This is a genomic window from Rossellomorea sp. LjRoot5 (genome assembly GCF_964253455.1).
Classification (GTDB): domain Bacteria; phylum Bacillota; class Bacilli; order Bacillales; family Bacillaceae_B; genus Rossellomorea.
The window spans coordinates 481,710-506,746 of sequence record NZ_CAXUQN020000001.1 but is presented as its reverse complement, the minus strand read 5'-3'; the positions used below and the strand labels follow the sequence as shown (position 1 = coordinate 506,746).

The 25,037-nt window shown below is 44.8% G+C and carries 14 protein-coding genes and 1 riboswitch; of the genes, 4 read left to right on the top strand and 10 right to left on the bottom strand.

Annotation, left to right across the window (positions count from 1 at the left end):
* Window positions 1-119 precede the first annotated feature (119 nt).
* Window positions 120-1,085, top strand: a complete 966-nt coding sequence (gene trhO, locus ACSQ2E_RS02470) for an oxygen-dependent tRNA uridine(34) hydroxylase TrhO (protein ID WP_435989190.1) — start codon at window positions 120-122, stop codon at window positions 1,083-1,085.
* A gap of 57 nt (window positions 1,086-1,142) precedes the next feature.
* Here the strand turns inward: trhO and ACSQ2E_RS02465 are convergent, their stop codons facing one another.
* On the bottom strand, window positions 1,143-6,401 hold the full coding sequence (locus tag ACSQ2E_RS02465) for a 5'-nucleotidase C-terminal domain-containing protein (RefSeq protein ID WP_435989189.1): 5,259 nt from the start codon (window positions 6,399-6,401) through the stop codon (window positions 1,143-1,145).
* Between the two features lie 535 nt (window positions 6,402-6,936).
* On the opposite strand from ACSQ2E_RS02465, the gene ACSQ2E_RS02460 reads away from it, so the two are divergent.
* Window positions 6,937-8,091, top strand: a complete 1,155-nt coding sequence (locus tag ACSQ2E_RS02460; RefSeq protein ID WP_435989188.1) for an SEC-C metal-binding domain-containing protein — start codon at window positions 6,937-6,939, stop codon at window positions 8,089-8,091.
* Between the two features lie 89 nt (window positions 8,092-8,180).
* Here ACSQ2E_RS02460 and ACSQ2E_RS02455 read toward each other — a convergent pair whose 3' ends face one another.
* The 9 genes from ACSQ2E_RS02455 to ACSQ2E_RS02415 all read right to left on the bottom strand — a co-directional run bounded on the left by ACSQ2E_RS02455 (window position 8,181) and on the right by ACSQ2E_RS02415 (window position 19,117).
* Entirely contained in the window at window positions 8,181-8,996 is an 816-nt protein-coding gene (locus ACSQ2E_RS02455; protein WP_435989187.1) for a MetQ/NlpA family ABC transporter substrate-binding protein, read from the bottom strand.
* 21 nt (window positions 8,997-9,017) lie between these two features.
* Window positions 9,018-9,683 carry a methionine ABC transporter permease gene (locus tag ACSQ2E_RS02450; protein WP_435989186.1) on the bottom strand — a complete coding sequence of 222 codons (666 nt, stop codon included), beginning with the start codon at window positions 9,681-9,683 and terminating at the stop codon, window positions 9,018-9,020.
* Window positions 9,673-10,686 (bottom strand): methionine ABC transporter ATP-binding protein, encoded by a 1,014-nt coding sequence (locus ACSQ2E_RS02445; RefSeq protein ID WP_435989185.1) that lies wholly within the window; start codon window positions 10,684-10,686, stop codon window positions 9,673-9,675. Before ACSQ2E_RS02445 ends, ACSQ2E_RS02450 begins: the two co-directional genes overlap by 11 nt.
* A gap of 69 nt (window positions 10,687-10,755) precedes the next feature.
* Window positions 10,756-10,861, bottom strand: a riboswitch (SAM riboswitch).
* A 228-nt stretch (window positions 10,862-11,089) separates the two neighbouring features.
* Window positions 11,090-12,526, bottom strand: a complete 1,437-nt coding sequence (gene ltrA / locus ACSQ2E_RS02440) for a group II intron reverse transcriptase/maturase (RefSeq protein ID WP_435989184.1) — start codon at window positions 12,524-12,526, stop codon at window positions 11,090-11,092.
* A 678-nt stretch (window positions 12,527-13,204) separates the two neighbouring features.
* The gene (locus ACSQ2E_RS02435; RefSeq protein ID WP_435989183.1) at window positions 13,205-14,194 is read right to left on the bottom strand and encodes a LacI family DNA-binding transcriptional regulator; all 990 of its coding nucleotides are present in this window, start codon (window positions 14,192-14,194) and stop codon (window positions 13,205-13,207) included.
* Window positions 14,195-14,285: 91 nt separating this feature from the next.
* A complete protein-coding gene (locus ACSQ2E_RS02430) occupies window positions 14,286-15,923 on the bottom strand; it encodes an alpha,alpha-phosphotrehalase (protein WP_435989182.1) in 1,638 nt (545 codons plus the stop codon).
* Between the two features lie 81 nt (window positions 15,924-16,004).
* A complete protein-coding gene (locus ACSQ2E_RS02425; protein WP_435989181.1) occupies window positions 16,005-16,835 on the bottom strand; it encodes a carbohydrate ABC transporter permease in 831 nt (276 codons plus the stop codon).
* Between the two features lie 32 nt (window positions 16,836-16,867).
* On the bottom strand, window positions 16,868-17,770 hold the full coding sequence (locus ACSQ2E_RS02420; protein ID WP_435989180.1) for a carbohydrate ABC transporter permease: 903 nt from the start codon (window positions 17,768-17,770) through the stop codon (window positions 16,868-16,870).
* 111 nt (window positions 17,771-17,881) lie between these two features.
* Window positions 17,882-19,117, bottom strand: coding sequence for a sugar ABC transporter substrate-binding protein (locus tag ACSQ2E_RS02415; RefSeq protein ID WP_435989179.1), 1,236 nt, complete (start codon window positions 19,115-19,117; stop codon window positions 17,882-17,884).
* A 386-nt stretch (window positions 19,118-19,503) separates the two neighbouring features.
* On the opposite strand from ACSQ2E_RS02415, the gene bglX reads away from it, so the two are divergent.
* Entirely contained in the window at window positions 19,504-21,663 is a 2,160-nt protein-coding gene (gene bglX, locus ACSQ2E_RS02410) for a beta-glucosidase BglX (RefSeq protein WP_435989178.1), read from the top strand.
* A gap of 19 nt (window positions 21,664-21,682) precedes the next feature.
* Window positions 21,683-25,015, top strand: coding sequence for a GH36-type glycosyl hydrolase domain-containing protein (locus ACSQ2E_RS02405; protein ID WP_435989177.1), 3,333 nt, complete (start codon window positions 21,683-21,685; stop codon window positions 25,013-25,015).
* Window positions 25,016-25,037: the final 22 nt, after the last annotated feature.

The window sequence follows — 25,037 nt, the reverse complement described above, 5'->3', positions numbered from 1 at the left end:
CTCACTCTCATATGATGCAATTTCGTAAAAATTTGTTATAATAGTACATCGTAAGAGTAATAAGGAACTGAATCCTAAGATTATATCTTGCAAATATATATCGATAGGTGGAAATAAACATGAAAGATTACCGAGTACTATTGTATTACAACTATGTTGATATTGAGAACCCCGAGGAAGTCACTGCCCAGCACAAACAACTGTGTGCGGACATCGGCCTTATGGGGCGCATCCTGATTTCGTCTGAAGGAATCAACGGAACATGTTCCGGAACGATCGAGCAGACGGATGCTTATATGGAAGCGATGAGACAGGATCCACATTTCAAGGATACTGTATTTAAGATCGACGAAGCAGACGAGCATGCGTTCAAGAAATTGAAAGTGAAACACCGTCCAGAGCTTGTCACTCTTCGTCTTGAAGATGATGTAAATCCGAATGAGCTTACGGGGGAGTACCTTGATCCAAAGGATTTCTTTGAACAAATCCAGCAGGAAGATACAATCCTTCTTGATGCACGTAACGACTATGAATATGAACTTGGACACTTCAGAGGAGCCGTGAAGCCGGATATCAAAAACTTCCGCGATCTTCCGAACTGGGTCCGCGATAATAAAGATAAATTAGAAGGCAAAAAGATTATCACGTATTGTACAGGTGGGATCCGCTGCGAAAAATTCTCAGGCTGGTTAGTGAAAGAAGGCTTTGAGAATGTTGCACAGCTCCACGGTGGAATCGCGACCTACGGAAAAGACCCTGAAGTAAAAGGTCAACTGTGGGACGGTCAGCTTTACGTATTCGACGAGCGCATCGGTGTTCCTGTCAACCAAACAGAACACGTTGTCGTAGGGAAAGACTTCTACAGTGGTGAACCTTGCGAGCGCTACGTAAACTGTGCTCACCCGCCTTGTAACCGCAAAATCCTTTGCTCCGAAGAAAACGAGCATAAATATATGAGAAGCTGCTCCGATGAGTGCCGCACGAGCCCTGAAAACCGCTATGTTATGGAGCATGGTTTGACGGAGGAAGAAGTGGCAGAGCGTTTGGCAGTGATTGAGCGGGAGAAGGAAACGGCAACGATCTAAATAATGATTAAGCACCGGCTGAGTACTCAGCCGGTGCTTTTTTAGTCTTTTTCCTAATTACGGTCTACCGCATAACCCGAATAGTGTACATAACCAATTCTTTAACTTTTTAATAAAATCGAAGAAATCGTCTTGCCAGCCACCATCTCCCGGATCATCTTGTTGTTCTTCTTGAATGATTCTTCCTTCAACCTTTGGAGACACATTTTTGTGATTAGCTAAGTAGTCTGTAAATACTTCATAGTCCACTTGGAATAATTCTGTCATTCGACCTTCATCTTTAGCTGCTTTAAACATGCTGTAACCGTCTCCTCCATCAGCCGTAAAGGCATTGGTTGCGACTGTGTACATCTTTTCAGGGTCAATTTCCTTAAACCCTTTATCCGTTTTCACTTCTACAAACCATACACGCTCACCAACAGGTTTGTTGATGTCATACTTGAAGTTGATTCCAGATACTTGAAGAAAACGTCCTTCTCCGGTTTCAACCCCACTTACACTGTGCTCGAGAGCATCAAGAAGCTCCTGGCCGGTTAAGTCAAGGGTTACCAGATTATTACCGAACGGCATCGTCGTTAAAACTTCACCTAACGTGATTTCCCCTTTATCGATGGAAGCACGGATACCGCCGCCATTTTGAAGTCCGATATGGGTCTTAACCGATTCATTCGCCTTTTCTACCATGGCATCTGCAATCAAATTCCCTAAATTGGTTTCTTTCGTTCGAACATCTGCACGTTCCCCGTTTAATGCTACCTTCGTTTTACCTACCACTTCGTTTTTAATTTCTTCCAGAGGGGCCTTGAATTCATTTACTTTCGCAAGCGCTTCAGAGTCCTCATCATATTCCTCAAGATCAAGTACCTCACCGGCATGGCTGGTTACAACACCTTCAGCATCAAAAGTGACGTCTAACAAACCAAGAAGGTTTAAATACTCACCGGCTTGAACGATGATAGTCGGTTCTTCTTTATCGATGACTACGGGCTCATCCAATACAGTATGGGAATGGCCTCCAACAATAACGTCAATTCCATCAACTGCTTCAGCAAGTTCCAGGTCATGTGAGTAACCAAGATGAGAAAGAACGATGATCTTGTTTACACCTTCCCCTTTAAGCATGTCGATTGTAGCAGCTGATTTTTCTGTAGCATCTTCAAATTCGATATTTTCTCCAGGACTTGAGAGAAACTCAGTTTCAGGAGTTGTCAGTCCGAAGATCCCTACTTTTTCTCCGTCCACTTCTTTAATGATGGCAGGATAGATGTTTCCGCCTTCACCAGGCGTCCCCACCTCATTTTTCTTCAACGGCTCCAGATCAGAATCTCCTGTCATCTGAACATTAGAAGAAACCATCGGGAAGTTCATTTCTTTTATGAAATTTGCTAATGTCTTAGAGTCTTTATCAAATTCATGGTTCCCTAGAGTCATAGCATCATAACCTAACTGATTCATGAACCATAAATCTGCCAGACCTGAGTATTGACGGAAGTAAAGTGTTCCAGAGAACACATCCCCTGCGTCCAATAAAAGAGAATTTTCTTTCTCTGCACGAACTTCCTTCACTGCTGTGAATAAGCGCGGATATCCTTCCACGTGTGCATGTGTATCGTTCGTGTGCATGATGGATAAATTGAAATCTTTATTTTCTTCAGGAGCTGCTTCTTGAACGATGCGTCCTTCTACTTCCGGCGAAACAGGATTATTCTTTTCAAGATAAGAAGTGAATACTTCAAAGTCTGCTACAAACAGTTCAGTTTGGCGACCCTCTTCTTTCGCTTTCTTGAACATCGTATATCCGTCTCCACCATTTGCCGTGAATGCGTTAGTGGCAACAGAGTACATTTTCTCAGGGTCGATTTTTTCAAATCCATTGCTTGTTTTCACTTCTAAATACCATACCCGTTCCCCGGCAGGCTTATTAATGTCATACTTGTATTTGATTCCTGACACTTGTAGGAATTCCCCTGGTGCATCCTGGCCTTCCACTTTAGCTACACTGTGTTCAAGGGCGTCTTTAATTTCCTGACCAGTCAAATCCAGTGTGACAAGCTGATTTCCGAAAGGCATTGTCGTTAATACTTCTCCAAGCGTGATGTCCCCTGCATCAATCGACGCCCGGATTCCCCCGCCATTTTGAAGTCCGATGTACGTTTCGACGGACTCATTGGCCCTTGCAACCATACCATCTGCGATTAAATTACCTAAGTTCGTTTCTTTTCTTCGGACATCGGCACGTTCCCCATTCAGGGCTACTTCTGTGCGGCCGACCACTTCACTCTTTAATTCTTCAAGAGGAGCTTTGAACTCTTCCACTTTCGCAAGAGCGCCCTCATCTTCTTCATAAGTATTCAGGTCGAGTACTTCACCTAAGTGGCTCGTGATGACACCGTCAGCATTGAATGTGACCTCAAGTAAACCAAGCAGGTTTAAATATTCTCCAGCCTGTACGATTACTGTCGGTTCTTCCTTGTCGATGACGACAGGTTCTTCCAGTACTGTATGAGAGTGACCACCTACGATCACATCGATACCATCTACAGCTTCTGCTAATTCGATGTCCTCTGCATACCCCAGATGAGAAAGGGCTATGACCTTATTGACTCCCTCATTTTTCAGCATTTCTATCGTAGAAGATGCTTTATCAGCAGGATTTTCAAATTCAATAATTTCTCCTGGATTTGAAATGAATGCTGTATCCGGAGTCGTTAATCCAAAAATTCCTACTTTTTCCCCGTCTACTTCTTTAATCATGGCAGGGTATAGGTTTCCACCTTCGCCTGGAGTACCGATTTCATTTTTCACAAGCGGCTCTAAATCTGTATCACCTGTAACCGAGACATTCGATGAAACCATCGGGAAGTTCATTTCTTTAATAAAGTCTGCTAATGTTTTAGAATCTTTATCAAATTCGTGATTCCCGAGTGTCATGGCATCAAAGCCAAGCTCATTCATAAACCAAAGATCAGCAAGACCTTTATATTGACGGAAGTAAAGAGTTCCTGAGAATACATCTCCCGCGTCTAATAATAGCGTGTTTTCTTTTTCAGCACGAACCTCGTTCACAGCTGTAAAGAGTTTAGGATAACCCTCCACGTGTGCGTGCGTATCGTTCGTATGCATGATGGAAAGGTCAAATTCATCATTGCTTTCCGCTGATAAGTCAAACTGTCCGATATAAGCATCATGGTCGCTTGCTCGTCCATGTTCTTCCATGTACGGAGAATTAAAGTTGACGATATCATATTCTGCACCTGCAGCAAGTCGGTTGGAAACAAGCATATGATCCAATACCTGTGCATTCCCTTGGTACGTATACGTGTATCGTTCACTTGCAGGAAGGGTTTCAACAAGGTTTGTCAATTCTTCTCCCTTAAGCTTTTGTAAAGGAGCGGAGAATTCAAAATCATTCAAGTCCCCCATTACGACTACATTAGCGTCTTCATTCTTTTCCTCAATGTCAGATACGAATGAATTCACAATTTCCGCAATCTGTAGACGCTGCTCTTCACTGCCCAGTACAGGTGGCTGATTTTTACCGAAAACGGGTTGATCTCCACCTTTAGAGTTGAAGTGATTGTTCACGACGATAACGTCTTCGCCTTTAAAGTTGAACTGTGCAGCTAATGGCTTCCGGCTATCGTCGAATGCAGGGTTCGTCGGATCGATTCTTCCCGGATTCAATGTCAAGGAGCCGTTTTCATATGCTACAGCTGTTGTGGCGTCACCTTTTGTACCTTCAGCCAATGACACACGGTCTGGATTATAGAGGAATCCTACTCGGATATTCCCTCCAGGCACACCGCCATCTTCTTTATCCTGTGGAGCAATTTCTGTCCATGAATAGGTAGGCCCGCCGAAACCTGCAATGGCGTCACTCAGTGCTTTATAGTTAGCATCCGCCTTCACTACCCCATCATCCGTGGTACCACTTTCGTCCAATACTTCCACTAGACCGATGATGTCAGGAGATTTCAGATTTTCAACCATGGATTTCGCAAGCTTATCCCGCTTCGCTGTATCGGATGCTGCAAAGTTTTCAATGTTGTAGCCTGCTACGGTTAATTTATCATCTGCCTTTTCAATCGTTGTCACTTCCGGTGTGAATTCACGCTCTGTCAATTCCGGAAGACTTTCTTCATTTACAAGTATTTTAAAATTACTGAAACTGTAACTGACTACTCCTGTTACTGTTCCATTAAATTGGTCACCTGTTTTCGTAACGAAATCCCGGTTATCTAACAACAAGAACATTCTTTCAGGATTTTGGTTCTCTTTTGTTAATAGTGGTGCCCCTTCTTTCGTATATGCTTTTCCTTCTACTTGTTCAGTAATGACTGGTACTTCCCCGTATTTCTGAGGACCAGTCACAGTCGGATTATCAAGTGAAACACGCATTCCTTCAATACTTTCGTAAAAATCGATTCCGTCCTGTTCAGGATCGAATTCCCCGAATTGATCGTTATCGACCACGTTTGTAGGAGGAGTTACATCTTCCCCAACCACCAGCGCTGCCGGGAAGTCATTGTTGCCTGAATCAACGATCACATTCCCATACTGTGCGTTAAGTTCGGTCATCGCAAGGTCTGTTTGCAGCTTATCATCATAGCCATCCAGTACCCATTCTTTCACCTGTCCATCGACCGTCACTTTATCACCAAGCTTCACGCCATGAGCCGGCTTATAGACAAGTATTGCTTCAGATGTCTTACCGTTATCATCCTCTTGGTCATCTTGCATGTAGAAATTGCTGGCATCCACGACGTGAGTGACGATCCCCTCTACACCTTTCACCTTTTCTGAATTATATGGTGATGTATGTGCTTCCCCTTGGATATCGTGGATCCTCAAACCTTCAATGCCATCATATGGTGTTGGCTCATCAGGTTCTTCCCCTTCAAAAGTCATGGTTGTAGGAGATTTTAATCCCGGAACGGTAAAGTAAGCTTCCAGACTTCCAGTAATGATGACTTTTTTTCCTATGATTTCCGGGTTTGTTAGAAGTCCGAATTCCGCTCTAAAAGCAGATGGAAGTTGCACCGGAAGAATCTTTGATGGATCCGTCTCATCCGGACTGTCTGCAATGGCATAATTCGTATCTCCTGTGAAAGGAGCTTCAAAATCATAACTGTTAGTAGCTTTTGTATGAGCTACAATATACCCCGTAACGGTACCTGTACCACTATTGTTCGCGATCGCTTCCTGAACCGTTAAATAGTCTGCTGCTGAAGCCGTTGAACTCATCGGAACAATGTAACTTACAAGCATGGCTAAGATTGTTGTTACGATGAACAACTGTTTCTTCAAAATCTTCAACCTGGTTCCTCCTCAAAATGTTTTCGAATAGTGAGATAAGCCTATGTATCTGTTCAACCACATATTTAAGCTATATCCCCAGTCCCTTTGTCTATGGCATAATACCTTCTCAGGTTTTGTAAGCGCTTTCTTAATAGTATATTCGTTCCCCCTGGAAAGCCTCGATTCATGCCAAAAATACGTAGATTAATGAATGATATTGACTACAATCTACCTATTTGGAAACACCCCCGCATGGTTTATTCCACCTGTTCACATATTGTTGAATAATGTAAACCAAGTACTCTTTAAATATAGCATTTTTTTGTCGAGGATTATTGAATTATATAAAAATTTACAAAAATGGGACAATAGATTCATATTATATTAAAAAAGGATGTCGAAAAGGAGGGACGGACCTCTCGGTATTTCTATGAAAGTCCGTTACTATCACGATTTCCCCTTCTGGAGTTGACATAACTGAGGTCCGTCCCTCTTCCCTTTTCCCCTTCCACCCATTACACTGAAGGAAATACTTATGATAAAGGATGGTTGGATGAACCGTTTTGTTGAGAGGGTGGAGCCTTATTTTTTGAGTGAGGATCCGTTTGTGCAGAGGTATGCGATTGAAATGTTGGAAGGTTCTTATTTGGTTGATGGTGATACATTTTTAACCGGATTAAAAGCCCATGATCGGGGACAGGTTTCGGAATTCTCTTCGCCTGTACTCCCTTACTTAATGTACATGCCGTTGAATGAGGAAGGGATGAAGGAGGTAGTCAAGCGGTTGAAAAGCCTGAGCAAAAAGGATACCGACGTACTCTTCTACATTCAATTAATAGCGAATGCCGATACAGATTTACTGATTTCATACAGAAATGAAGTAAAACCCTTTATAGATGAAGGGCAACTGAAGAAAATTGCGAAGCTTCCTGCTTTAAAAGATGAGGAATTATTCGTGGAGCTTGCTGGTATTATGCATTACTTGGATACGAATGATTATGATCAGGTGTATTTTGACCAAGGGAAAAGGATCGTTCACGAGCTCGTAAAGAAAGGGGAAATTAATAGCTGGGAAGTACAGATTAAGGAAGAGGATCTAGCCGGCTTCGATCTAGTATACACAGTATACATGGCTGGGGAAATCCGCGAAGAGAGCGTGGTCCCGCAATTGGTGAACCTTTTCAAAAACGAGGAAGCAGAAGATATGTTGTTGGAGGAAGTGGCCAATGCATTGGTGAAGATAGGGACGGATCAGGTGGTGCGCGAGGTTGAAAAGGTAGCTCTCTTCGGGAACACTTATTTCTATACACTGGATGTATTAGGCAGAATAAAGAGCGCGGAGGCGGAACAAGCACTGTTACGATTATTTGATCAAACGGACGACCTTACCGCGAAAACACTGATAGCAGATTATTTATGTCAGCAGTTATCGGCTGAAGCGATTCCCAAAATCGAAGCTTTCATCGAAGAAGGCTATGATAAAAACATGCTTTGTCTGGAAGAATCCGTGTACGTGAACTGCATCATGAACGGGACTGATCACCCGAAGCTTTCACAGTGGAAGAGTCTCATCGAAGAAGTGGAAAAACATTCATTGGATGAACAACCACTCCTCGTCACTCAACCCGTCCAAACAGGAGACAAAGTCGGACGCAACGACCCCTGTCCGTGCGGAAGCGGGAAGAAGTATAAGAAGTGCTGCCTATAAGCGAGGGACGGACCTCCGTATTTTCATGCGGAAGCCCGTCCCTATCACGTTTCGCTATTGGATTACGGTGAAAATCGAGGTCCGTCCCTCTACTCCATCCACTCCGGTTTGCCGAAGCCTTTGAATTCTTTGTCGATGGTTTTTTCGAATTGGTCTGCTTCGACGACGGCTTTGATGTCTTTGGCGAGTTGTGAGTCAACGTCTTTTGTGTTCATTACTACGCGGTTTCGGTATTGGTCAGGCATGTCCTCCAATTGCAGGGCATCGAGAAGGTCCATGTCCGCTGCCAATGCGTAGTTGCCCGGAACCGCAGATAAATCGACACTGTCGACAGCCCTTGGAAGCTGGGCCGCTTCGATCGGTTTGAACTGCAGGTTTTTCACATTTTCATCAATGTCTTTTTCGGATACAGTCAATGGATCCGTGTCCGGTTTTAACGTGATCAGCTTGGCATCTTCCAGGATTTGAAATGCACGTGCCGCGTTTGTCGGATCATTCGGGATGGCGATGGCACTGCCTTCTTTGATGTCCTTCATGGAATCGAACTTCTGTGAGTAGATCCCCATCGGCGCCGTCGGTACGACAATCACTTCAGATAGGTTCATGTTATGCTGCTTCGCGAAGGTTTCCATGTAGATCTTGTGCTGGAACAGGTTCGCATCCAGATCCCCTTCTGCTAGTGCGTTGTTCGGCTGTATGTAATCACTGAATTCCTTCACTTCCACCGTGTAGCCTTTTTCTTCAAGACCGGGCTTGATTGCTTTCGTAACCATATCACTATATGGACCGGATGTGGCTCCGATCGTCACTTCTTTTTTATCTTCTGAGCTTGCCTCTTCTCCTCCGCAGGCTGCCAGTACGCTCATTGTTACCGCTAATGCTAATAATAAAATCCACTTTTTCACTTGTTGTTCCCCCTATAGTTGTTATCGTTTATCCACCAATCGTGCAAACACATCACCCGTATACTGGATGAGCTGAACCAAACAAATCAGAATGACCACGGTTGTAATCATCACCGTGTTGTCATATCGGTAGTACCCGAAGCGAATCGCCAGGTCCCCAACTCCCCCGCCGCCTACAATGCCGGCCATGGCAGAATAGGCGACTAAACTGATCGTTGTAATCGTAATGGCCTGAATGACCGCCGGACGCGCTTCCGGTAACAGTACATCCTTGATGATCATCCATGGACTCGCCCCAACGGAAACCGATGCTTCAATGACTCCCTTATCAATTTCTCTTAAAGACGTTTCTACCATTCTCGCAAAAAACGGAATCCCAGCAACCGAGAGTGATACGGATGCCGCTGTCGGCCCGATGGTCGTCCCGGTTAATAGTTTGGTTAATGGTAAGAGGGCTACTAATAGAATGATGAAAGGTACCGAGCGTACCATGTTCACGACGAATCCGACGACCTTCTTAATCACACTATTTTGTAAAAATAAGCCCTTGTCTGTCACAAAAAGCAGAATCCCCAGTGGCAATCCCACTATAATTGCTACGGCTAATGAGATACCCACCATATACACCGTTTCAAAAAAGGCTTTATTCAATTCCGGCAGTATAGCAGTCAATGAATCAGGCAGCATCCTCGAGCACCTCCAGGCTTTGCGTCTTCGCCGTAATATAACGGATCGCCGCTTCGATTTCGTCAGCTGTTCCAATCAGTTCCATGATGAATATCCCGAGTGGGACATCCTGAATATATTCGATCTTGCCGTGCAGGATATTCCCCCGCACCTTGTACCGCTGAAACACCTCTGATACGACGCTTTCCTCGGCGATGGATCCTTTGAATTGAATCTTGATGAGCTTCCCTTTTCTCGATTCCAGCAGATGAGGCGGCAGGTCGAATTGGAGAATCGTTTCGATGAATTGCTTGGTCAAGGGCTGTTTCGGTTCGTCAAACAGGTCATACACGGGACCTTCCTCCACGATCTTCCCGTCCTGCATCACGGCCATCCGGTCGCAGATTTCCTTCACTACTTCCATTTCGTGGGTGATGAGGACGATCGTCAAGCCCAGTTCCTTGTTGATCTTTTTCAACAGCCTCAAGATCGATTTGGTCGTATTCGGATCGAGGGCCGATGTCGCTTCATCACAAAGTAATACCGATGGGTTATTGGCAAGTGCCCTCGCGATCCCGACTCTCTGCTTCTGTCCCCCGCTGAGCTGAGCCGGGTACGCGTCGGCTTTGTCTGAAAGACCGACCATCTCCAGGAGCTCGACGACTCTCGGTTTGATTTTCGCTTTCGGTACATGCGCTGCTTTCAAAGCAAAGGCGAGATTATCAAACACCGTCTTCGACTTGATGAGGTGAAAATGCTGGAAGATCATGCTCGTTTTCTGACGGGCAAGCCTCAATTGCTTGGACGTAAGCTTCGTGAAATCCTGTCCATCAATGATGATTTCCCCTGATGTCGGGGTTTCAAGTAAATTCAGGCATCGAATGAGTGAGCTCTTCCCCGCTCCGCTGTATCCGACGATTCCGAAGATTTCACCCTTCTTGATCGTCACAGAGACATTGTCAACACCGACCACCGTTTGCTTTTTCGTTTTGTACGTTTTAACCAGATTCCGAATCTCGATCAATGTGCACACCCCTTTTTCTCCAATAAAAAATGCCTCTTTCAACTGAAAGAAGCATCGCCTGTTTATCTCGACTTATCTCTCAGAATGAAATCATTCTGCAGGAATTAGCACCGTTCCATTACTGGAGGTTGCCGGACGTCATAGGGCCTGATCCCTCGGTCACTCTGGATAATTGAAAGTATGTAATTTTCAAAATTTTATCTTATAGAGGATAATACTGGGTATGGGACGGGAAGTCAATAGATGATTTTGATGGTTTTTTATGTAAGCGTTATCTTCGTTGTCCTGGCAACGTAATTCTGTTTATATAATAGAGTAGGGTGACCTTTCTCAAGGCCACCCCCTCATCAAACCGTACGTGCCCTATTAAGGCATACGGCTTACCAATGTGATTCCGCTTAGTTCAAGATGATGCAAACTTATTCGCACAGTGTATTTTAGAAAGTCGTTGTGAAGAAAAGTATTCCTCTCCCTTTTCTTTTGCTCTCTCCAGACTTCTTTTGTATTTCTTCTTTTGCTTATCTTTCATGTATTGGAGGTAGTATTCAATACCATCTCCATACTGTTTTCCGTAATATATTTGAAAAGCAGATTTAAGACCTGTACACGCAAAGAATTCAATGTTCCATTTCGTACTCATCACCCATCCTTTTCGTTGTGAAGGATGTTTGTGAAGCATAGCGACTCTCAGCCTTCGGCGAGTGTAAGAATCTATTGCCAGTAGTTCATCTCTGAATATGTTGAAACAACAGTTCAGTCGATATCCCTTCTCTTTGAATTCTTCAATCGCTTTCCACAAGGTTAGATAGAAGTTTACCTTTCCTTGAATGATGGAGTTTACGCGTTGGTACCACGCTTCTCTGCTTAAGGTGAGTGTTTTCCTGGTGGCTCTCTTAATTTTCATTCGAAAGTCTTTCCAGGTCTCATCTTTTGGTTTGGCTAAATAGTAAGGTTTACCATCCTTCTTACGTTTTCTCCAGTGTTGGAACGTAAAACCAATAAAGTCGAAATCATCATGATTGAAATCGACAATTTTAGTCTTCTCGATAGAAATTTCCAGACCTAGTTCATCGAGTTTCTCTTTTGTGATTTGTTCGGCTTTCTTAATGTCCTCTTTGGATTTGGCGAAAAGGAGGAAGTCATCGGCATACCGTACAAATCGAATGCCGTGTAAATCAAGTGTCCAATCCAGTTCGTTCAGATAGATATTCGCTAAAAGTGGAGAAATCACTCCACCTTGAGGAGTACCTGAATCTGAGCGATGGTAGGTCCCTTCTTCCATGTATCCAGCTTTTAGCCATTTCCAAATCATGTCTAGGACTGTACCGTCCGCTACATATTTGTTTAGGACCTTCATCAGTTTCTTGTGCGGGATATTGTCAAAGAAGCCTTTGATATCGCAATCATAAATGTGATTGTATCCTTGTTCAATATTCCACATTATAATTTGTACAACTCGTTTGGCTCCGCGATTTTGACGATACCCACATGACCAATTATGAAAGATATGGTCATCGAATTTTGGTTCTAATACGTTTCGCAGAGATTGTTGAACAATCCGATCTTCGACCGTAGGAATACCGAGAGGTCTCTGTTTTCCATTCTTCTTGCGTATATAGGAGCGTCTGACAGGAGTAGGCTCATATTCTTTCGCTCTCAGTTTGCCGAGTAGATTATCTAGATTTTCATCCAGGTTCTCCTCATACTTTTCAAGAGTTACTTCGTCGATTCCACCTGAACCTTTGTTGGCTTTTACTTTCTCCCACGCACTTTTCAATTTACGGTCAAACAGTAGTTGTCCGTATACACTATGCCATTTAAGCTTTAATTCTTGATTCACTACGTATTCCACACCTTTCATTGTGTACATTCAGTTCGTTTATACCGAAGTATCGTGGTCTGTTGTCATTACACACCTTTACTTGTGTAGAGTCACAAGGTCGTTCCCCTTCCGTTCACCAGATGTTTTGTCATCTGGCTACTTCCGTACTATGAGAACGTCTGACTTCTCTATCCACATTATCCATTTCGGAATTCCTTATAGGACAATGCCCTGACGGTAAGATAGAGATCTCACGGGGTCATCGCACTTTCCTTCTGTACATACCCAGCACCATCACTTGATAAGTTGAGCTCATTCGGCTGATTCTTTGAATGAACACCTTTAAGACTTCCCATTATTTTCGCATGGTCGCCAACTTACCCAGCCGCCGTGCTTCACACTTTTTGCATTTGGGTCTGCACATCCGACTACGGGTCTCTCGATTATCCGCATCTCCTCCGAACACAATCTCACAATTATGCCCTAGATTAGTCTTCGTTAGTTGTATCAGCACTCTAACGGAAGGACTTTCACCTTCGAGACGATGAATCTTCCGGGATTCGGGAGCCGTTTATACTACGTATCGTACTCCAACCCTTAACAATTCATCTTGAGTGTGGAACACTCAAGGTGCGACTGCCCGTCGCACAAAAAACGACCTCTCCCATGCAGGAAAGGTCAGGTTCTTCCACTCAGTCAACGGCTTTTCACCGAATCCCTCTCTATCAGTTCCGTTGTGAGTTTGTAATACGAATCGACCTCTTCCTTCAAGAGCATCTGAAAGATAAGGTGAACGGCAAGCGCACCCGCTTCATATTTTGGCTGACGCATGGTTGTCAGTGGCGGGGACACGTATTCTGACAGCTGGATGTCGTCAAAGCCAATGATAGAAATGTCCCCTGGAACGGAAATGTTTTTTTCGTTCAGTGCCTGTAGCCCGCCGATGGCCATTTCATCATTCGCATAGAAAATACCCTGTGGGACATCCCGTTGGGCGATCAGCATTTTGGTCGCCTGATAGCCCCCTTCACGGGTGAAGCCCCCTGATACTTTCCATTTCGACTTATAGTCGATCCCGTGTTTATCCAAAGCTTCCCGGAAACCCTGGAAACGAAGCTCGTTGTCATGGGAGTTATAAGGTCCGCTGATAAACGCGATGTCACGGCTCCCCCTCTCAATCAAGTGTTCAGTTGCCACGAAGGCTCCGTGAACATTATCGACTTCGATCTGGGTGACATAATCGCTTTTGATGCTCCGGTCGAGAACCACGATCGGAAAGCCTTCCCTTGCCGATTCCAGGATCGTCTCGTCATCGATATTATGGGCAAGGATGATGACGCCATCAACCCTTTTTTCTTTTAAAAATTTCACGGCGGTGGACTGTGCTCCCCCGATGGAACTGCAGGCGATCAAATCATATCCGTTCGTCGAGGTCACATCCTGTACACCCTTGATCAGCTCGGAATAGTAAGGTCCTGACAGATCGCTCAGAATCAAGGCGATGGTATTCGTGCTTGTCCGCTTCAAATCCGAAGCAAGCCCGTTTTTTTGGTAATTCAATTGTTTGGCTGCCGCTAAAACTTTCTGTCGTGTTTCTTCACTGACTTTCTTACTGTTGTTCAATGCATAAGAAGCGGTCGAAACGGCGACTCCGGAAAGCTTAGCCACATCTTTGATGGTTGCCATAAGTTCACATCCTAATTGCTAAATAAATGAAGGCATCCTTCTGTACTGATTTCTTCTGTTCATTATACATGAAAGCGCTTCAAGTATTGGGTTATTTTTCTAATAAGTATACAATCGCTTCGTAGGGACGAAGGGTGTTGATGTCTGAAGGTCGTTCACTGGTATCGGAATAGTTGCTGATGATCACTTCTGCATTTGAATCATCAACATTTACAGGAAGATGGAAGTCTGGATGATTACCGTAGAAATTCGCGACTACCAACAGCGTTTGATCGTCCCACTTCCGCGTGTACGCCATGATTTCAGGATGATCCTCCAATAGTAGCTCATACTCTCCATAAACGAGGAGATCCAGTTGTTTTCTGAGTACAATGAGTTTTTGATAATGATAAAAGATGGAGTCCTGATCCTTCAATGCCTGTTCCGCGTTAATTTCGCTAAAGTTCGAGTTCACTTCAATCCACGGATTCCCCTCGGTAAAACCGCCATGAGTCTCGTCATTCCATTGAAACGGTGTCCTGGCATTGTCCCTGCCCTTCGTCCGGATCGATTTCATAATCTCACTCTCGGGGACACCTTCTGCTTTCTTTTCATGAAAGTAGTTAATCGTTTCAATGTCACGGTATTGGGTTATATCGTCCCAGTTACTATTCGTCATCCCGATTTCTTCCCCTTGATAGACGAAAGGCGTCCCCTGCATCATGTGAAGAACGGTTGCCAGCATCTTGGCGGATTCTTTACGATATTCTTGATCATTCCCCCATCTGGAAACGATGCGGGGCTGATCGTGGTTATTCCAGTATAAACTGTTCCATCCCTTCTGAAACAGGGAGGTCTGCCACTCGCTCAGCACTTTTTTCAGCTCCACGAAATTCAGTTCCTTCAACGCCCACTTACCTTCCCCCGCCTGCTCGTCCAGGGACATATGCTGAAAGGTGAACACCATATCAAGTTCATTCCGTCCCTTCCCTGTATAAAGCTGAGCGGTTTCCGGCGTAGCCGAAGGAGTTTCTCCCACAGTGACCGTTGAATATTGAGAAAGGACCTTTTCATTCATCTCCCGTAAGTAATGATGGAGATTTGGTCCATCTGTCAATACTTTCTCATCGATCTCCTTCCCGATCAGATCGATCACATCCATACGGAAACCGCTGACTCCTTTAGCGAGCCAGAAGTTCATCATTTTGTATAAATGTTCCCGCACGTCGGGGTTATGAAGATTGAGGTCAGGCTGTTTTTTACTGAAGAGGTGAAAGTAATACTCGCCAGTCTGTTCATCCCATTCCCATGCGGATCCACTAAAGACGGATTGAATATCACTTGGAGGTCCGTCCCCACTCTCCCGCCAAATATAGTAATCCCGATAAGGATTATCCTTTGATTTCCTGGACTCCTTGAACCACGGGTGTTCATCTGATGTATGGTTGATGACGAGGTCCATCATGATATGGATGTCCCGTTTCTTTGCTTCTTCGATCAATGTCTCCATGTCTTCCATGGTACCGAAATCAGGCATGATTTCATAATAATTGCTGATGTCATAGCCGTTATCGTCATTCGGGGATTGATAGACCGGGCTTAACCAGATGATGTCGATTCCGAGAAGGTTGAGGTAATCTAGCTTTTCGATGATGCCGGGAATGTCCCCGATCCCGTCACGGTTCGTATCATTGAAGCTTCTTGGGTATATTTGATAAATAGTGGATTTGTGCCACCATGCCTTTTCCATCGTGTTTCACCTCTTTTTTAACGTATAACTAAAGAAATGTACCAGGTACAATCATTACGCTTTGTACCTGGTACACGTCAATCATTTAATGCCTGACATCGTAAATCCTTCGACGATATATTTCTGGAAGAAGGAGAAGATGATGATGATCGGCACGACCATGAAGGCGGCGCCGGCCATCTGCAGGCCGAAGTTGTTGGCATATTGACCCTGCAGCAATGACAGCCCGACGGATAATGTGTAGAGGCTTTCATCATTGGCGATGATCAACGGCCATAGGAAGCTGTTCCACGCACCGATAAACGTAAGGATCCCCTGTACGGCGAAGATCGGCTTCGCAATCGGCACAATTAATCGGAAGAAAATATAGAATTCCCCTGCTCCGTCGAGTCTGGCTGCTTCAATCAGGTCCGTCGGGATCGTCGTCATGAACTGCCTGAATAAGAAAATACTGAAGGCAGCGGCCAGTCCCGGAAGCACAATCCCCGTCATCGTATTCGTCAGTCCCATTTCATTCAGTATCAAATAGACTGGGATCATCGTAACCTGTGCAGGAATCATCATCGTGGCAAGCACGATATAGAAGATTTTCTCCCTGCCCTTAAATTGATATTTGGCAAATCCATAACCGGCCATGGCATTAAAAAATAGACCGACAAAGGAAAATAGTACAATGATGAGCGTGTTCCGTAGATACACTCCAAAATTCATGCTTTCAAATAAATTCACGTAGTTTTCAAGGGTCGGATTTTCCGGTATCAAGCTTGGCGGTATTTGAAGCACTTCACTTTCAGGCTTGAACGAGCTTGAGATCATCCATATAAATGGCACGGATACGATAATCCCGCCGAGAGCAAGCAATAGGATGATTAACAGCTTTTCCGCTTTACTTTTCGTTGTTTTGGTTTTCATATATTCAGCCCCGATACTGTATAGTTTCATTCTTAATATTCTGTATCAGATTTTCTCATCTTAAATTGAAGAAGCGTGATGATAATGATGATGACAAACAGGATGAATGAGCCTGCGGCTGCATATCCAAATTCACTGAACTGGAATCCTCGTTGATAGATGAATAACGCCATTGAAATTGTCCCATCAAGTGGTCCACCGTTGGTCATAACGAATGGTTCCTCGAAGAATTGCAGCCATCCGATCAGCGTTGTGACCGTGACGAAGAAAGTGGCGTAGCGCAGTAACGGGATCGTCACATTCTTCAATACCTGCCAACGGTTCGCCCCATCCATCTCCGCCGCTTCGTAATAGGACTTTGGAATCCCCTGCAGGGCAGCAAGGAAAATGATCATATTGATCCCGATCCCTTTCCATACGGCTAACACAATCAACGATAGCTTGGCGATCGTTGGCTCTCCTAACCAAGGAATCTTCTCGACATCGAGTAAAGATAGTAAGTAGTTAAATAATCCGTATTCGGTATTGTATAAGAATCCCCATATCACGGCGACGGCAATGATGTTCGTGATCGAAGGCATGTAGTATACGCCGCGGAATACGGTAAACAGTTTACTTGTCCCATAATTCAGCAGCAGGGCGATCCCTAATGAGAAAACAATGACAAGAGGAACGCCAATGACCACATAAAACAATGTGTTGAAAATCGACTTATGGAACAATTCATCCGACACTAACGCCGAGTAATTGTCCAGGCCGATAAAGCTGACATTCGACCAGTCGGCAAGCCCTTTTAGGTCAAGGTCTGTGAAACTGATCAAAAAAGCTACAATAATAGGAACAATACTGAAAACAGTTAAAATGATCACTGCAGGAGCAATAAACATATAGGGATGTTTATTTTTGCTCATACTGTTTTTCCATCCATTGCTCATGATATCCCACCTATCTAAACGTACGCAAAATGATGTTAAAAATGGAGTTCAGGCAGTACACCTGTAACTCCATTTTATTCTTATGCCAGCGTCAGTTTTATTTAGTCTCTCTTACTTCTCTACGATTTCATTTGCTTTTTTGTTGAATTTCTCAAGCTCTTTGTCTAAATCGGCTCCACCGACCGTGATTTTCTCGATGGTAGATAGGAACTCCTGTGCAATCACTTCAAATTCCTTGATTTGCGGTGATGCTTTTGTATCTTCCAGTTGTTTACCGAAGACAGACAGCATCGGATCTTCTTTTAACTTAGGCTCTTCCCATGCATCGACGCGTGAAGGAAGGGTATTGGATACATCCAGCCATTCCATTTGCGTGTCCACTTTATTCATATAAGAGATGAATTTCAGTGATTCGTCCACATTCTCAGAATTATGGAAAACAGATAGATTGGATCCACCCATGCTTGATGTGTTCGTTTCTTTCTTAGGCATAACGGCTACAGCCCATTTATCCTTCAAGTCAGGTGCCTGATCGTTGATGATGTTGATCATCCATGGGCCGCTGAAGAACATTGGTTTAACGCCATCTTTGAATGCCTGTACGATATCGATTCCTTCTGTCGTAGGACTGATGCCTTCTTTAAAGTAGTCGGTGTAATACTCCATTGCTTCCTTGAATTCAGGAGAATCGAAGTTCATCTTATCCTTACCTTCAAATTCGTACCCATTCTGCCAGGCAAAGATGAATGGTGTAATCTGATCATTGCGGTCGATATCCAATCCATACACATCGTCGCCCCGATTATTCAGCTTACTGGCCGCATCCTTTAATTCATCCCAAGTAGCAGGAGCCTTGTCGTATCCGACTTCTTTCAATAGATCTGTGCGGTAGTATAGTACGCGTGTATCGATATACCAAGGGACACCGATGACTTTGTCGTCATACTTCATAGAAGTGACGGACCCCTCAAAGTAATTTTCAGGTTTGAATTCCGGGTAGTCTTCCAAGTATGGAGTCAAGTCCAGTAGTGCACCTGCATCTGCGAATTCCGGTACCCATGTCGTCCCTAATTGAAGGACGTCCGGGCCATTTCCTGAAGCGACTGCCGTAAGGAGCTTATCATGAGCATTCCCCCAAGGGATCGCTTGGATCTTGACAGAGATATCTTTGTTTTCTTCTTCAAACTTCGAAGTCATTTCCTTCAGCTTCTTACCTTCTTCACCCATCGCCCACACGGTGATTTCTTTCTTTCCATCCTTCGACTCACCATTGCCTCCGCAGGCTGTAAGAATCGTGGATAAAGCCAGAATACCGATTAGTAGTAAGGACCACATTGTCTTTTTCATTTCCCCATCTCCATTTCCATTTGTTTTGACACCTTTAAAAATGGTAAAGCGCATCAGAATGATCCCTCATTTAATAGGAGAGTTTATCTGTCATGAAAAATCATTCAAGTTATTGAAACGTTTCGATAACTATATTATAATCAAACGTGAATACGCTTTCAACACTTTTTTAAAAATTACTTGATTCAACATATCTACTGCCTGACAAAGGTGCCTATAACACCAGTAAAACACTGGTGTGTAGCAGTAAAAGGTAGTTAATGGATAAGAATGGACGGGTTGACTATCCGCTGAAACCCGCTTATAATTCAACTCAATTGTTCATCGAAACGTTTCACTAAAGTTAAAAAAATAAACGAATGAATCGTCATACGGAGGGTCTATCCATGAGGGAAAACAAGCTGCTTTCACTATTGAATCAAATGACATTGGATGAAAAAATCGCCCAGCTTATGCAGTTGGCCACACCTTTTTTCAAAGGAGCGAAAGAACAGGGACAAATCACCGGTCCTATGGCTGAAATGGGTGTAACCGGGGAAGTCGTTCAAAACAGCGGTTCCGTCCTCGGAGCATCGGGAGCGAAAGAAATTATCAACATCCAGCGCACGCACTTGGAAGAAAACCGCCTGGGGATCCCCTTATTATTCATGTCCGATATCGTCCATGGATTTAAGACGATTTTCCCTGTCCCACTCGCCATCGGATGTTCCTGGGATCTGGAGTTAACCGAAAAGAGCGCGGAGATTGCAGCAAAGGAAGCTTCCGTTTCAGGTGTTCATGTCACGTTTGCCCCGATGGTCGATCTTGTCCGCGATCCTCGCTGGGGAAGAGTGATGGAATCAACGGGAGAAGATCCTTTTCTGAACGGTGAATTCGCACGAGCCTTCGTCCGTGGTTTCCAAGGTCAGGACTTGACTGCTGAAGTGGAAAGGGTGGCGGCGTGTGTGAAGCACTTTGCTGCTTACGGCGCTTCTGAAGGCGGGCGTGACTATAATACCGTCGATATGTCTGAAAGAGAGCTTCGTGAGAATTATCTCCCTGCCTACCAGGCTGCACTTGATGAAGGCTGCGAAATGGTGATGACCGCCTTTAACAGTGTCTTCGGTATCCCTGCAACCGGAAACAAACGCTTGATGCGGGATCTTCTCCGGAAAGAGATGGGATTTGACGGCGTGCTTATTTCCGATTGGGGAGCAGTGAAGGAAATGATCCCCCATGGAGTGGCGGAGAACGAAAAGGAAGCGGCTTATAAGGCGATCACGGCAGGGGTGGATATCGAAATGATGACAACCGCCTATGTGAATCACTTAAAAGAGCTTGTAGAAGAAAAAATGGTGGATGAGTCGATCATTGATGAAGCTGTCTTACGAATTTTACAGTTAAAAGAAAAGCTGGGACTGTTTGAAAATCCGTATCGCGGAGCAAACGTGGAGCGTGAAGCGGAAGTCGTCATGAGCGCAGAACATCGAAACGCCGCTCGGGAGCTTGCGGCTAAATCCTGCGTCCTATTGAAAAATGAACAGATCCTTCCTCTTCAAAAGGAACAAAAAGTGACCCTCATAGGTCCGTTTGCAGAGAACGGGGACATATTGGGACCATGGTCGTGGCTTGGTTCAAAGGACGAAGCCGTCACAGTAAAAGAGGGACTTCTAAAGAAAATCACCGACCTGTCCGTCGCCAAAGGCTGTGACATCGAAAGCATCACAGACGCCCAGGTGGAGGAAGCTGTGAAAGCAGCCGAAGACGCGGATGTGATCGTATTGACCTTAGGGGAAGGTTCGGAAATGAGCGGTGAAGCCGGGTGCCGAGCGAACATACAGCTCCCTTCTGCTCAATTACAACTTATAGGGCATCTGAAATCATTGGATAAGCCGATGGTTGCCGTTCTGTTTAACGGACGCCCCCTTGACTTACACGGAGTACTGGATGAAACAGACGCAGTGTTTGAGGCCTGGTATCCAGGTACGGAAGGCGGGAATGCCATTGCCGATTTGTTATATGGAGACGTGAATCCTTCAGGACGTTTAACCATGTCTTTCCCTTATCATGTGGGACAGGTGCCTGTTTATTATAATCATTTCAATACAGGCAGACCTCAAGGGGCACCTGATGCACAGGAACGGTATGTATCGCAATACCTCGACATCCCGAACGACCCGCTGCTGCCATTCGGGTTCGGCTTAAGCTACACCACTTTCACCTATTCCGGCATGACGTTATCACGGGAAACGATAAGCGAAAAAGAGTCCCTCGATATTTCCATTCAGGTGAAAAATGACGGTCCAGTTGCAGGTGATGAAGTCGTACAGCTCTATATCCGCGATCACAGCGGAGAAGTGATCCGACCTGTAAAGGAATTGAAAGGTTTCAAAAAAATCAGCCTGAAGCCGGGAGAAACGACAAACGTCATGTTTACGATTTCGGAAGAGCAATTAAGGTATCATCATTCTGACCTTCAATATACGAGCGATCCAGGTACGTTTACCGCTTTTATCGGAAGAAACAGCAAAGAGGTCACGGAGAAAACATTCACACTAACAAAATAGAAGAATCGAGGGAAAAACGATGCATTCACATGTTCAATTAACAGCAGGGGATCTTCAATTTGATTTTTTAAAAACCGGTGACCTTTTCACCGTCACACATAAACAGAATATGATCAATCAGTTAGTGACAAACCCGATCGACGGCTCACTCAATAATCTCTATCTGCGCATTCATGAGCCTTCAGGAATCAACTTCATCCCTCTTATCGGAGTGAAGTCATCAAGCAACGTACAATTCGCTGAATCACAGGTCAAATGGACGGGATCATTTGAAACGATTTCCTATGAAGTCACGTTCACCTTAACAGAAAAAAGCGTATGGTTCTGGGATGTGAAACTTGATGGGACGGATGCTGAAGTGGACGTCATTTACGGGCAGGACCTCGGTCTTGCAGACATTGGGGCCGTTCGTTCCAACGAAGCCTATATGTCACAGTACATCGACCATAAAGTGTTCCAGGATAAAGAGAAAGGCTACGTCCTTTGCTCCCGGCAAAACCAGCCCCAATCAAGTGGATTCCCCTATATTCAACAGGGAGCCCTTGGAAGGACAATCGGCTACTCGACGGACGGATTTCAATTTTATGGACTGACATATAAAGATACGAACGAACCTGAAGCGTTAAAAAGTGCCACCCTTGCAAATGAAGTCTATCAATATGAGTTTGCTTATACAGCGCTACAATCAGAAAAAATACGACTGAAAGGGTCAACGCATGTTGTTTTCTACGGTGCCTTCAAAGAAAACCATGAAGCCGCCATTTCATCACTGGAGTTTCAGGAAGAGATAGAAGCCGCATGGCAAGAAGCGGCACAGGCTCAATCTGAATTTGCTCCATTAACAAATCAAGTACGTTTGAACCCGGAATTCGGTGATCCACTTTCTTCTCTATCCATGACCGAGGAAGAAGTCGGCGCCTATTTCCCTACCAGACGTAATGAAGAGCGCGAAGGAGATTCACTCCTCTCCTTCTTCACTGAAACCCATGAACATGTCGTATTGAAAGAAAAAGAATTGATGACGGAAAGACCCCATGGACATATTCTGATGTCAGGACAGAACCATCAACTGAAAGAAGATACCATCACCACCACTTCATTCATGTATGGATTATTCAATTCTCAGCTCGTTGTCGGCAACACATCCTTCAACAAAATGATGACGAATCAACGAAATCATCTGAACGTGATGAAAACATCGGGTCAGCGAATTTACATCGAAATCGCTGGATCGTATCGATTACTTGCCATGCCATCCATGTTTGAACTTGGATTCAACTATGCCCGCTGGTACTATAAAACGGCTGATGATACGATTATCGTCACCAACTATACCGTTGTGGACTCACCTGAAGTCAGGCTTCATGTCGAATCCAAAAACAAGCAGCACCACCGCTACCTTGTCACCAATCAGGTAACGATGAACAACCATGAATATGAAGTCGGGTTTCATGTGGAAGAAGAGGCAAATGGGCTGATGATCTCGGCAGACCGCCAGTCAGAGAGCAGTGAGGTTTTCCCGCAGTTACGCTACCGGATGAACGTGGACGGCGCTTCCATTAAAGTGGGGAACGAAGAAAGAATGGCTCAAAACGTTGAAAAAAATTCTGCCTCCTTGCTTGTCATCGATATAAGTGAAACGTCCGAATGGAATATGATGATTCAGGGATTGATCGATGGGGAAGAGCAACCGTTTAAGACACGGGATATAACGGAAGAAATCGAAAAGTATCGTGCCTATTACCATAAGGTCATGAACGGATTCAGGCTATCCTTAGGCGACGATGTACCTGCAGAATTGGAAAAAGTGAACTCCCTCGCCTGGTGGTACACACATAATATGCTCGTTCATTATTCCGTTCCCCACGGGCTCGAGCAATACGGCGGAGCAGCCTGGGGTACCCGTGATGTGTGCCAGGGGCCGACTGAGTACTTCATGGCGACTCAGAATTATCAATCGGTCAAAGACATCATTAAAACCGTCTACTCCCATCAGTATGAGGATGACGGAAACTGGCCGCAATGGTTCATGTTTGACCGGTACTACAAATTCCAACAGGACGACAGCCACGGGGATATCATCGTCTGGCCGCTGAAAGTCGTCGGCGACTATATCGCAGCTACGAACGATTACAGCATTCTGAATGAAAGAATCCCATATACAGAACGGAACGGATTTGGTTTTACTGAGGAAAAAGAAACACTGCTTCACCATATTCAAAAAGAAATCTCCTATATTAAGGAGAATTTCCTCCATGACACGTTCTTGTCTTCCTACGGTGATGGAGATTGGGACGATACCCTGCAGCCCGCTAACGCTCAATTGAAGAAATATATGGCCAGTAGCTGGACCGTCGCCCTCACCTATCAGGTGCTTGAGAAGCTGGCAGCCGTTCTTGATGGTACATTTGATCAGGAGGCGCAGGAGATCGGTGCATTGGCTCAGGGAATACAGAAGGATTTCAACACCTATATTCTGAAGGATGAGGTCATCCCCGGGTTTGTTTATATTGAAGAGGCGGGGAACCCGGAGTTCATGGTGCATCCGACAGATACAAAGACCGGTATTCATTACCGCCTTCTGCCAATGAACCGAAGCATCATTTCAGAGTTATTCACACCGGAACAGGCGAACGCACATTACCATTTGGTCAAAGAGCATCTCTACTGTCCCGATGGTGTACGGCTGATGAACCGTCCAGCCAAGTATGAAGGTGGAGTAAGTACACACTTTAAACGTGCCGAACAGGCTTCAAATTTCGGCCGTGAAATCGGGCTACAATACGTACATGCCCACATTCGCTATGTGGAAGCCATGGCGAAGCTCGGTAAAACCGATGAAGTGTGGCAAGGACTGCAAATCATCAATCCAATCGGCCTGAAAGACGTCGTGCCAAATGCCGAAAGAAGACAAAGCAATGCGTACTTCAGCAGCTCTGACGGTAAATTCAATACTCGCTATGTAGCACAGGAACGGTTCAACGAACTGCGTGACGGAAGTGTACCGGTCAAAGGCGGATGGAGAATCTACTCAAGTGGTCCTGGAATCTATATGAACCAGCTGATTTCAAATTGTTTGGGTATTCGTCAGGAAGGGGAAGATTGGGTCATCGATCCGGTCTTACCATTCAACCTCAACGGATTGAGAATGGACTTCGAGATCATGAATCGCCCTGTCACCTTTGTCTATCATCTTGGTCAGCCTGAATCAAACCGTGTCGTCGTGAACGGGCAGGAAGCCTCTTTTGAACAGACGCCCAACCGTTATCGCCGAGGCGGGATCAAACTGAAACGACAGGAACTTGAAAAATGGCTTCATGAAGAATCAAATACGATTGAAGTATATGTATAAGATCAAAAAAGGCAGCGGGAAC